Raw genomic sequence first — 12,592 nt, 5'->3', positions numbered from 1 at the left:
ATGGGGTGGGTCACGGCCGGCGATTACGAGGTCGGCCTCGACGGCGGAAAGGTGGTGTGCCGCAACGCCGCGGGACGGCAGTTGAAGTCCGTACCGCCCAAACTCGCGGAGGATCCCGCGGTCATGGGACTGCGGCAGCTCGCCGAGTGGCTGGAGCGGCACGAGCGCCAGTGCCTCACCGACGTCGAGAACTGGATGGTGCGCTCGCTGCCGGTGCCCTTCGCGGTCATCGCGCGGGTGTGGCCGGATCCGGCCTGGCAGAGCGCGCTCCGTGATCTCGTGGTCACCGGTCCGGACAACAACGAAGTGGCCGGATTCCTGCGGGACGTCGACCTCGATCGCGGTCTCGGTCTGGTCGACCTCGACGGGGACAGCGTGCGCATCACCCCGGAACTCGTCCGCCTCCCCCATCCCGTCCTTCTCGACGAGCTGGAGGATCTGCGGGAGTTCGCGGTCGAGATCGGTGTCGAGCAGCGCGCCCAGCAGCTCTTCCGTGAGGTGTGGCACCGTCCCTCGGCCGTCGACGCCGAAGCCACCTCCGTCGAGGAGTACGCGGGCGGCGCGTTCAAGCAACTGCGCTTCCTGCAGGGCCGGGTCACCCAGCACGGATACCGCGTACGCGGCGGCAACGCGGTCTGCTCCGTGCGGGAGGACTCGCGCGGCATCGAGGCCCGCGTCTGGATCGGCGACTACGACAGTTACGAGCAGACCGAGACCGGCCCCCTGATGTGGACGGACGGCGCGGGCAAGGTGCTGAAGCTCGGTCAGGTGGGGCCCGTCGCCTGGTCGGAGGGCATGCGCATGGCGGCCACCCTGTTCGCCGGGCGTGACATCGAGGACGAGGAGCAGGCGGCATGACCACGTACGCGCACATCGACACGGCCGCACTGCTCGAAGCCGGCGCCGTGCTGCCCCCGGGCACCCACACCGGCGACGACGCCGACACCCTCACCGTGCGGACGTACAGCCATCCCGCACTGGACGGCCGGGTGGCCGTCCGCCTCGTGCCGGGCACGCTCGGCGAGGCCGAGGACCTGGCTCTGGAGTTCCTGGGTCTGGCCCGTGAGCCGGAGACGCCCGAGGTCGGCCAGGTCCGCCGCGAGACCCTCGGCTTCCCCGCCTGGGCACTGGTCAACGACCCTGCCAACGGCCACCACGCGCTGGCCCTGGTCAAGGACGTCGAACGGCTCGCGCGTCAGGCCAAGTCCCGCCCCGGCACGGCCAAGGAGGGCTTCGAGGCACTCGGCGTGCGGCTCGGCCGGGCCGTGCCGCACTTCCTGCCGACCTTCTACGAGCAGGCCGCGCGGGTCTTCCTCCAGCACGAGAACACGACGTACGGGGCCACCTTCTTCGGCAAGGCCCGCGAGGCCGAGCGGGTGCACGCGCTCACCGTCGACGAGGAGCGGCAGCGTGCCGTGTTCCTGGAGTTCGCCTTCGCCGGGGCGCTGACGGTCAAGGCGCTCAAGGAACATGTGAAGGATCTCGCCCACCGGCTCGACCCTGCCACGGCATGGGCGCAGTTCCGGCAGCTGTGCGTGGAGCGCTGCGCGGCCGGCATGCCGCCGTACGCGTCGCTGCCGCAGGACGCCCGTGGTCTCATCAAGGCCGCGGGGCTCGACCGGGTCACCGAGGAATGCGCCTTCGTGGCCGATCTGGTCGCCTCACCCGCCGCGGTGCGGGCGCCCGCCTCCTTCTGGACGGCGTACCGAGCCACCCTGGCCGTCCTCACCGAGCGGCAACCGGCCGTACGGGCCCGGCTGCTGGAGATCATGCCGACCGGCCTGGGACACGACGTCAAGAACGACGAGTTCTGGCTGACGCTGCTCACGGAGAGCGGCGCCGACCGCCTCCTCACCGGCGAGGACGGCGCGGGTGACGCCGGTGACACGGCCGAGCGCGACGTCACGGCGGACGGCGTCGACGCGGCGGACTGGCTCAGCCGCTGGGCCACCCACCGCAAGCACGGCGCCACGGTCAGCGGGCGCTCCCCGCTCACCCTTCAGCTCGTCGAGCGGATGGCGCCGCGGCTGCGCGCCGACGGCCGGGCCGTGGACCTCTTCACGGGCCGCTGGTACGCCGGTGCCGACCTCGACCTGCTGGACCTGTGCGTGGCGCAGGGCATCCCGCTCGCGATGCCCGCCGCGGACAAGGACGTGCATCTGGCCCTCGACCGCTGGCTCCGCGAGAGCCGGCCCGATGGACGCGACCTGGCCGCCACCGCAGCGGATACGCGCTGCCGGCCGCTGCTGCTCCGGGCCATCGGGACGCTGGGCAACGACCGGTCGGTCTCCACGAAGCTGCTGGAGAGCCTGGCCGACCACCCCGTACTGAACGACGTGCTGCGCGAATGGCTGGACGACGCGGCCGAGACGTTCGGCGCGTCTACGGGCCTGCCCGGCGCCCGCGCGGCCCTCCAGCGGCTGCGCCCCTTCCGTCCGGTCGCCGCCCGGGTGAGCCCGCGAGCGGTCGCACGCGTCGCGAAGCACGAGATCGCGCCGCTGCTCGGCCGCACCCTGCGGGCCGGCGTCCCCGACGAGCTGGGCTGGCCCGCGCTCGACGAGGCGCTGCGGCTCATGGACAGCGAGACCGGCCGCAACCAGGACGACCAGCTGCGCCTCACGGAGGCCTGGCCCGCCCTGATCCTCTCCCGCGGCCACAAGGTAGTCGTCGTCGGCCCGGACGAGGTGCTCCTCGACCACGCGCTGCGGCTGCCCGTCGAACTGGACCGCTGGACGTATCCGCGGTTCCGCTACACCGACGGTGAACTGCTCGTGATGTGGCGGCAGGACAACAAGCAGTTCGGCTACTGGTCGGCCCGGCCGTCCGACGTGTTCACCCTCGGCGGCGAGCAACTGCCGTACTGGTACGGCAGCGAGGCCACCGATCCCTCGATCCCGCTGACCGGTGGCGGCCGTGCCACCGGCGGACGCACCCTGCACGCCGGCGACACCGTCCTGCCCGCCGACCGTCCCGTCATCGGTGACGGCACCACGTGCTGGCGTCAGGGCCGGCAGGGACTGCAGCAGGTCTGGCTGGAGTACGACCCGGCCACCGGGACGCACGGACGTGCCTCCCTGCCCGCCTTCCTCCAGTCGGGCATCCGTGAGGACGCCACGCTTCTGCAGCAGCACTGCCAGGTCCTGCCGCTGCAACCCGGCCTCGAACAGAGCCCGTTCGGCACCGACGGTACGGTTCTGGGCCGCTGGGTGCGCTCTGAGGGCACCGGGGCCGAGGCCCGGACGACGACCGGTACGCCGGACGGCCGGACCGTCACCCGGGCCTCGGCCGACAGCCGGTCGACGGGCTTCCCCCTCGGCGCGCTGCGGCTGCCCGGCGGCGCCGAGCCGGTCGCGGCGCAGTTCCACCAGCAGGTCGCGCTGTTCGCCGCCGAGGACACCTCGGACTCCGGCGAACTCGGCCGGGTGACACCCGGTCAGGGCGGCGGGGAGTTCGCGGCCGGTACGCGGCTCGTACCGCCGGTCGCCTTCTGGCACGCGCTGCGCCCCCGTGACGAGCGGGCGTCCGCCGTGCTGCGGGCGCTCACCGACAAAGCGGCGGCCGAGGTGCTGGCCGCCGCGGACCGGGCCCTGGCGAAGCGGCAGGCCCAGATCCGCAAGGCCGGTGACGCCGTCCTCGGCGCCGGTGACGCGACCAGGACCACCGCCGACGGCAAGCCCGTCGTCGCGTCCGCGGACGACTTCGTGCGGGGTGCCGTGGCCAAGGCCCTGCCCCGCCTCGCCGACGAGCGGATGCTCACCGGTGTGTCCGCCCTGGTCCGTGCGGCGCTCCGCGTCGAAGGGTCGGTCGGCACGTTCGTGGAGCCGCCGGTCGAGCGGCCGCAGGCCGACCGCAGGCGGACCGAGGGCATGTTCCCCGACTACAGCCCCGTGCACGGCGACGACCGGTCGGTGCGCACGGCCGTCGACGGCCTCGCCGACATGTGGGGAGGCTGGGGCGGCGAGTCCCAGTGGACCGCCCTGCGCCAGATCCGTTCCGTGAACCACGTCCTGTCCGGAAAGCCCGCGGAGGGCAAACCGCTGCCCGACCTGGCCCGGACGGGCGCTGTCGGTGACAAGTGGCGCAGCGAGGAACACACGATCCCCGGCATGGGCAGCGCGTGGACGTCCCTGCTCGGCTCGCTCCGGCCCCTGGCCTACCGTGCCGCCACGCCCGTGGCGACCGAGGCCGAGCGGGAAGCACTGCTCCTGCTCTTCGAAGCGATCACCGAAGGGCCGCTCGCCACACCCGGAGGCGGGTTGCGCGAGATCGTGCTGAGCGAACCGCACACCAAGCAGCAGCGCGTCGGTCAGGTGCTGCGCCGGAAGGGCCGGACCGTGGTCGTCCTGGGCTGCGACAACGTCGACACCCAGCACGCCCGGGTCAATTGGCTCGCCCTCGACCACGATCCCTCCGGCGCGTTCGGCGCCGTCGCCCACTTCACCCTGCAGAGGGAGACCCCGGTGGTGGCGGCGTTCCCCGAGAACGGGCTCGCCGCCCTCACCCGGCTGATCCGGGACAAGGGCGCCGCCCCGTGGCTGCCCGAGGCGCCCGCCGCGTTCGCCGACGCGACCCGCGGCGGTCTGGGCCCCGTACAGGCCACCGTGCTGCTCGCCGGACGTCCGCAGAATCCCGGAGCCGACGCCCTCGCGACGATGGGACTCAAGCCCCGGCAGCTGGACCTGGGCAACGGCCGCCTGTCGTCGCTCGGCCGGGAGGACCGGTCCGCGCTGCTGGGCGCCCTGCTGCCCGAGGACCCCGCGGACCTGTGGACCACCGGTCCCGACACCGCGGCGGCGGGCCGGGTGTGGGCCGAGCGGCTCGGTTCCGTCGTCCGGCTGCCCGAGGACCTCGCGGTCGATCTCGCCGGGCTGCCCGCCGGTTTCGCCGAGGCCGTGCTCAACCCGGGGCTCACCCCCTGGATCAGCCGCACCACGGTGCAGCGCCCGGACAAGGACGGCGACCTCGTCGCGGCGGACCCCGCCGCACTGCCCGGGGCGCACGACCTGACCCGCGCGGTGGCCGCGCTGGCCTCACTCGCCTACGCACTGCCGTACGGGCACCCGCTGCGTGCGTCCCTGCCCGTGGGCCTCGCCGCCCTGCGGCACCGCCTCACCGACCCCGAACTGCTGCTCGCACTCGATGTCATGTGGACGGAGAAGGGCGGCTCGACGGCGGTCGAACTGCGCAAGGCGTACGGACTCCCCGCCACCGGGGGCGCCGGCGCGCACGGCCTGACACCCGTCGGCGACGCCCTCGCGCTGCGGCCCTGGTACGCCGAGCGGGAGACGGTCCTGCTGCGCCCCACCGCCCTGACCGGTCCGGACGACGCGGTCATCGGGCTCCTCGCGGGCCTGGTGGGTCCGCAGCGCGACGCCGGTGTCCAGTCCCTGCGGGCGATCCTCGACGACGAACTGGCCCACGCGCTGGAGGCCGGCACGGACCCCGAGGGCCCCGCCGGGTACGCCCAGGACCCGACCGTCGTCGCTCCCGAACTGGTCGCCGAGATCGCCGCGGCACACGGTCTGGGCGAGGACGCGGCGACGCTCTACCTCCAGCTGCTGGCCCTGCCCGATCCGACGGACCGCAACTGCGCCCGCTGGACCGGCTGGAAGCCCACCCGGATGAAGAAGGCCCGCGCCGAACTGGCCGCCACCGACCTGGTGGTCGAGGCGAAGCGACCGCGCGCAGGGCGCACCCTCTTCCTGCCGTGCGGCTGGCGCGACCTCAAGTCCCCCGCCCTGCCGGTGGAGACCTGGAAGGAGAGCCTCTACCCGATACGCGAGAACACGCGTGCCGTGCCGCTCCTGCCGGTGCCCGAGCTGTTCGCCCGCGCCTGGCGACGTGTGCAGGACGGCGACGCGCCCGCCTACGAGCAGCTCACCACCCGTGCCACCCGGAAGGGCCGCCGCCGATGACCGCTCACCAGGCGACACCCCTTCTCCCGATGACCCACCGACCCGACCGGACGGACCACCGATGACCACCACCCTGGCCTCCGCCCCGGGCCGCCAGATCACCCCGCCCGAGGACCGGCACGCCACCGAGCTGGCCTTCCTGGCCGGGTACGACGACGGGCCGCGGCCACCGGCATGGCGGCTCACGCCCCGTGCCGTCGTCACGTTCGTCATGGGCAGCGAAGGCCGGGCCCTGCAGCTGCCCGACGGCGCCCAGGTGCCCGAGGGTGTGCCGCGGCGTCTCGTCGTCGAGGGGAAGTTCGTCGGCGAACGTGCCCTGGTCGAGCGGTGCGTCGTCACCCTCGCCGGTGAGCGCGGGCTGCTCCTCGTCGGCGAGCCCGGCACCGCCAAGTCCATGCTGTCCGAGCTGCTGTCCGCCGCGGTCTGCGGCACCAGCGGCCTGGTCGTCCAGGGCACCGCGGGCACGACGGAGGACCAGCTGAAGTACGGCTGGAACTACGCCCTGTTGCTGGCCCAGGGGCCCAGCCGGCAGGCACTCGTGCCGTCGCCCGTCCTGACCGCCATGACCAGGGGAGCCGTCGCCCGGGTGGAGGAGGTCACCCGCTGTCTGCCCGAGGTGCAGGACGCCCTGGTGTCGTTGCTCTCCGAGCGGCGCATCGCCGTGCCCGAACTGGCGGGCACCGAGGACGCCCTGGCCCACGCGGCGCCCGGCTTCAGCCTCATCGCGACCGCCAACCTGCGCGACAAGGGCGTCTCCGAGATGTCGGCCGCGCTCAAGCGCCGCTTCAACTTCGAGACCATCGGCCCCATCGCGGACCTCGACGCCGAGACCGCGCTCGTCCGCAGTCAGGCGCGGGCCTCGGTCGAGCGGGCCGGGGCGCCCTTCAAGGTCGACGACGCCGTGCTGGAAGCGCTCATCACGGCGTTCCGGGACCTGCGGGAGGGCCGGTCCGCGGAGGGCTGGGAGGTCGAGCGGCCCTCCACGGTGATGAGCACCGCGGAAGCCGTGTCCGTGGCGGGCGCCCTCGGCCTCGCCGCCGCCTACTTCCCGGGCGACCGCGACGTCCTCGGCCTGCTGCCGGGCCATCTGCTCGGCGTGGTCCGCAAGGACGACCCCGCGGACGCGGCCCGGCTCCGCGGGTACTGGGACGGCCCCGTCAGGCGCCGCGCCGAGCAGGGTTCCGCCACCTGGCGCACCCTGTGGGACCTGCGCACCGTCCTGGAGGACTGACCACCGTGTCCCTCTCCCCCGAGGAAGCCGTCGCGGCTCTCACCGACCCGGCGGCTCCCTATCTCATCGGCGTACGGCATCACGCGCCCTCCCTGGCCGCGGCCGTGCCCGCGCTGCTGGACGCGGCGGCGCCGGATGTGCTCCTCGTCGAACTCCCCGACGAGATGCAGGAATGGCTGCCCTGGCTCAGCCATGAGGAGACGCGGGCACCGGTCGCCCTCGCCGCCGCTCCCCGCGAGGGGGGCGGCGGCCGGGGCCCGGCCTTCTACCCGTTCGCCGACTTCTCGCCCGAACTGGCCGCCGTGCGCTGGGCCGCGCGGCACGACGTGCCGGTCGTCGCCTGCGACCTGCCTCTCGCCGACCGGGCCTGGAGCACCGACCGCGCGGGGACGGACCGGCCCCCGGCCCCGCTGCCGATCGAAGGTCCCGCACCCGACCCCGCGCCGTCACCTGCTCCGGCACCGGCAACCCAGGCCGGGGCGGGCCTCGCCACCGCCCTGCGCGCGCGGCTGACCGGCCGTACCGGTGATGACCTCTGGGACCGCCTCGTCGAAGCCACCGCCCCGGGCTCACCTCCCGAAGCGCTGCGGCGCGCCGCGCTTCTGACGGGCTGGGCGCTGCGGGAGGAGGCGGCGGCCTCGGGAGGCGTGCCCGAGCTGGACCTTCGACGTGAGGAGTGGATGCGTGCGCGGCTGGCCGCGGCCACCGCGAACGGCGAGCGTGCCGCCGTGGTCGTCGGTGCCTTCCACGCCCCGGCGTTGACGGCACCGGCAGCGCCGGCGCCGTCGGGCCCGCTCGAGTCCTCGAAGTCAGCGGGCAGCACCGGCGCGGAAAGCCCGGCGCCCTCCCTCAAAGGCACCGCCACCACCACCGCTCCGGCGGCTTGGACGACCTCCCTCATCCCCTACACCTACGCCCTGCTCGACGAGCGGTCCGGCTATCCGGCGGGGATCCGGGACCCGGAGTGGCAGCACCTGGTGCTGCGCGCGGCGGGCGATCCGGTCGTGCTGGAGGAGTCCCTGACACGCGCCGCCGTACAGGTCTGTGCCGAACTGCGCACCACGGGCCACCCGTCGGGCCCCGCCGAGGCCCGGGAGATCAGCCGGCTCGCCGGAGATCTCGCCCGGCTGCGCGGACTGCCCGCGGCAGGCCGGGGAGAACTGGTGGAGGCGGTGCAGACGGTTCTCACACAGGGTGAGCCGTACGGGCGCGGCCGGGCCGTGGCGCGGGCGATGGAGCGGGTGCTCGTCGGGAAGCGCGCTGGCCGTCCGGCACCCGGAGCACCCCGCAGCGGACTCGCTCCGGCCGTGGAGGACGAGTTGGCGGCATTGCGGCTGCCCGGGCCCGACAGCCATGGCGCCGACGCCACGCGGGAACTGCGGCTGGACCCGCTGCGCTCCGACCTGGACCGGCGCCGCGAACTGCTGCTGCACCGCCTGACCGTGTGCGGTGTGCCCTATGGGGAGTCCAGGGAATCCGTGGGCGCCGGCGGCACTGAGGCGCTGACCTCGCGCTGGGAGGTGCGCTGGACACCCGCCACCGCGGCCATGCTGACCGCGGCCGGTGTCCGGGGAGTCACCGCGGCGCAGGCCGCCGAAGGTCTGCTGCGGGAACGGCGGCGGGCCGAGCAGGACGAGGGCGGGCCCACCGCCGCCCAGACCCTGCTGGGTCTTCGGCAGGCGGCGGAGTGCGGTCTGCCGGCCCTCACCGACGAACGCCTCACCGAGGTGCGTGATGTGCTGCCCCGGTCCGCCACGCTGCCGGAACTCCTCGGCGCCCTGGCCCTGTTGGACCGGCTGCGGACGGGGCATGTCGCGGGCCTCGATGCCGACGAGGACCGTACCGCCACGGTGGCCGCCGTGGCCGAATTGCTGACCGCCGCGGCGGTGCGGCAGGTCGACGGCCTCACCGGCTCCGAGGAACCGGCGGACGCGCACGCGCTGGTCGAACTCGCCCATCGCGCCGACCTGTTGGGAGGCATACGGCTCACCGACGCGCTCGCCAGGCTGGCCGCCGACGGCTCCCCGCTGATGCGCGGCGCCGCCGGAGCCGTACGGGTGCTCCTCGGACACGAGGATGCGCGCGCTCTCGGGGATCGGATCGCCTCCTGGGTGGACGGGGCCGCCACCCCCGAGGCCCGCGCCGCCCTCACCGATCGCCTCGTCGGCGTACTGACCGCAGCCGGTCCGCTGCTGGAGGCGGCGGCTCCCGCCCTGGAGCCGCTGCTCGACCGTGTGGCCGAGATGCCCGACCGGGATCTGCTCGATCGGCTGCCCGCGCTGCGGGGAGGCTTCGACGCGCTCAGTCCCGCGGCCCGCGACCGGCTGCTCGACATCGTCGAGGAGCGTCTCGCCATCACGCGGCTGAGCGACACCGGTGGCGTCGACCCCGTCGCGCTCGCCACCTGGACCCGCGCGGACCTCACGGCCCGCGCCGCCCTGCGCACGTTCGGGCTGCTGCCGCCTCCGCCCGTGGACAAGCTCGTACCGTCGGCGGAATCTCTCGCACCGCACAACGCCGGTGAGAGAGTTCCCGAGGAGCACGTCCTCGGGGCCGCCGATCGCTGGCGGCTCGTGCTCGGCCGCCGTACGGATCAACTGCCTTCCTCCGCTTCGGCGTTGGCGACCGCGCTGGACGAGCTGTACGGCAGCGGGCGCGGCGAGGGCAGCAGGGGCGGGCTGAACGGACCGGGCTCGCGCGGCGGCCGTGAGGCCTCGTACCCGGGTGTGCGCGAGTGGTCCGAGGAGCTTGCCGCGCTGTTCGGCCCGGGTATCCGGGAGGAGGTGCTGGCGGCTGCCGCCGCGTCGGGCCGCAAGGACGTCCTCGCCGAACTCGATCCGGCGAGCGTGCGGCCCTCGGTCGACCTGCTGCGTACCGTGCTGCGGCACGCGGGAGGACTGCCCGAGGCCCGACTGGCCGCACTGCGCCCCCTGGTACGCCGTCTGGTGGAGGCGCTGACCCGGGAACTGGCCACACGTCTGCGCCCCGCGCTGCACGGCACGACCCTGCCGCGCCCCAGCCGACGGCCGGGCGGCGGACTCGACCTGGCCCGCACACTGCGCGCCAACCTGGCGACGGCACGCCGCGGCCCGGACGGGACCGTCCAGGTCATTCCTGAGCACCCCGTCTTCCGCTCGCGCGCCAAACGCGCCGCGGACTGGCGGCTGATCCTGGTCACCGACGTCTCCGGGTCCATGGAGGCATCGACGGTCTGGGCGGCGCTCACGGCGTCGGTCCTGGCGGGCGTACCGACGCTGTCCACGCACTTCCTGGCCTTCTCCACGGAGGTCATCGACCTCACCGGCCATGTCGACGATCCGCTGTCACTGCTGCTTGAGGTCAGTGTGGGCGGCGGCACGCACATCGCCGCGGGACTGCGCCATGCCCGCGAGCTCGTCACCGTGCCGTCCCGCACCCTCGTCGTGGTGGTCAGCGACTTCGAGGAGGGGTATCCCATCGGGGGTCTGCTCGCCGAGGTCCGCAACCTCGTCGGGGCGGGCTGCCATGTCCTGGGCTGCGCGAGTCTCGACGACGCCGGCCGCCCCCGGTACTCGACCGGCGTCGCCGGACAGCTCGTCGCGGCGGGCATGCCCGTCGCCGCCCTCAGCCCGCTCGAACTCGCCCGCTGGGTAGGGGAGAAAGTCTCATGAGCCTCGACCTGCCTCCGGTCGCCCCGTCCGTGACCGCCGCTCTCGTACAGGGGCTCACCCCCCGCCTCCGCAAGCGGCTGGACGCCGGCATCACCAAGCTCGCGGACCGCCCGTGCGTCCGCGACGGCGACACCGTACGCATCGCCGTCGACGACGACACCACCCTCGAACTGCACGCCCCCGGCGGCAGTGTGACCAGCGCGGACGCGATCCGTTGCGGCTGCCTGCTGGCACCGGACTGTCTGCACCGCGCGGCCGCCGCCTCGGCCGCCCCGATCGCCGAGGCCGAACCGGAAGCGGAGAAGGAGGCGGCAGCGGCGTCGGATCCAAAGCCGGAATCAGCCTCCGGGTCCGGCTCGGACACCGCTGCCGGGTCGACATCCGGCGCCGCCCCCGTACCGGAGGCGGAGTCCGAGACCGTCACCGGCGAGCAGCGCACGGCCGCGCTGGCGGTGTACGACGCCACGGCCGCCGTGCTCGAAGCCGGTACGGACGGGTCCGGGGCCGTGCTGCAGGCGGACTTGCTGCGCGCCGCGCACACCGCGCGGGTCGGTGGGCTGCCCCGGGTCGCCGCCTCGGCGGTCTCCGTGGTCACCCAGCTCCGGGCCGCCCGGAGCGCCGATCCGGCGTACCGCCTCGCCGAACTCACCACGGCTCTGCGTGACGTCCTCATGACAGCCCATCGCCTTCCGGACGCCACCGGTGCCGAACTCGCCGACCTGCGCGGCACCGCACGGCAGCCCTACGCTCCGGACGGCTCCATGCGGTTGTACGGACTGTTCTCCGAGCCCGTCCTGACAGCGACCGGTTACGCGGGCGCGGTCACCTGGACGGCCGGCGCCGACGGCAGGCTCTACACGGTCTCCGATGTCGCCCCGGGCGGTTCCGGCCGGGCCGTGGGTGCGGCCGACCGGGCTGTGCGTGTCGGGGACACGGCTCTCTCCCACCGGGAGCTGTCCCGGGCCGGGCTCGCCGTGTCCGGCGCGACCGTCTCCCCGACGGGCCGACTGGGCGCGGGTGCGGGCGTGCGGGCCGTGCGGGCGGCGGGCGCCGCCTGGAGCGAGGCTCCTCTCGACCGCCTGTGGCAGGTACCGGTCGCCGAACAGGTGTCGCGCGCCCTGACCGGTGGGGACGGGCTGCTGTTCCTCGATGTGACCCTCACCGGGACGGTCCGGGAGGCCGCGGGCGACTGCCTGCTCGCCGACTGCGGCGGCCTGACACTCCGTCTGGCCGCCGCGCACGACCACCCCGCGCTGCCCTACCGGGACAACCTCCGTCTCCTCGCGACCGCCCCGGCCACCCGCTTGCGCGTCGTCGCCCGCCTCGACCCCTCTCCCGTACCCCGGGCACTCCTGGTCGCCGCGACCCACCCCAGTGATGCCGAGGCCCATGTCGATCTGGGCCTGGACCGCCTTCAGCACGCGGACCTGCCCGCTCCCGCGACGGCCTCCACGGTGCCGGCCGGTTCCTCGCCCGTCCTCCCGGACGAGGCGCCGCTGCATCTGCTGCGACGCCGTGTCCACCAGGCGGCCTCGGCGGGCCGTCGCGTGCTCGCCTTCCCCGGTGACAGCGCTGCCGACAGCAGTCGTCTGAGCCGTTACGGCTTCGCCTGCGCCGGGGACCTCCTCGACGAACTCCACGCGTCTGCGGCGGACCGGTCCCGTGATGTCTTCGGCCGTCTCGTCCCCGCCGACCTCAACCGGTTCGCCCGTGCCTGGCTCGCGGCGGCCCACTACACCGAGGAGGTGGACCGGGCGCTGTGCGCCGCGGCGTGGGGCGCCTCGTGAGAGGGGCGG

The 12,592-nt window shown here is 74.5% G+C and carries 5 protein-coding genes; all 5 read left to right on the top strand.

Going from position 1 to position 12,592, the window contains the following annotated elements; genetic code table 11:
* The 5 genes from ACFVH5_RS01605 (at position 1) to ACFVH5_RS01585 (ending at position 12,583) form a co-directional block, all read left to right on the top strand.
* The gene (locus ACFVH5_RS01605) at positions 1–858 is read left to right on the top strand and encodes a DUF4132 domain-containing protein (RefSeq protein WP_385831172.1); all 858 of its coding nucleotides are present in this window, start codon (positions 1–3) and stop codon (positions 856–858) included.
* Positions 855–5,915: a hypothetical protein gene (locus tag ACFVH5_RS01600; RefSeq protein ID WP_385831171.1), complete on the top strand. Its 5,061-nt coding sequence runs from the start codon at positions 855–857 to the stop codon at positions 5,913–5,915. Before ACFVH5_RS01605 ends, ACFVH5_RS01600 begins: the two co-directional genes overlap by 4 nt.
* Positions 5,916–5,976: 61 nt before the next feature.
* Positions 5,977–7,146, top strand: a complete 1,170-nt coding sequence (locus ACFVH5_RS01595) for an AAA family ATPase (protein ID WP_385831170.1) — start codon at positions 5,977–5,979, stop codon at positions 7,144–7,146.
* 5 nt (positions 7,147–7,151) lie between these two features.
* Positions 7,152–10,796: a DUF5682 family protein gene (locus ACFVH5_RS01590; RefSeq protein WP_385831169.1), complete on the top strand. Its 3,645-nt coding sequence runs from the start codon at positions 7,152–7,154 to the stop codon at positions 10,794–10,796.
* Positions 10,793–12,583, top strand: a complete 1,791-nt coding sequence (locus ACFVH5_RS01585) for a hypothetical protein (RefSeq protein ID WP_385831168.1) — start codon at positions 10,793–10,795, stop codon at positions 12,581–12,583. The genes ACFVH5_RS01590 and ACFVH5_RS01585 overlap by 4 nt, the downstream gene beginning before the upstream one ends.
* Positions 12,584–12,592 lie beyond the last annotated feature (9 nt).

It is taken from the genome of Streptomyces sp. NPDC127119, assembly GCF_042677425.1.
Classification (GTDB): Bacteria; Actinomycetota; Actinomycetes; order Streptomycetales; family Streptomycetaceae; genus Streptomyces.
The sequence above is the reverse complement of the archived record's forward strand: the minus strand, read 5'-3'. Positions and strand labels throughout refer to the sequence as shown.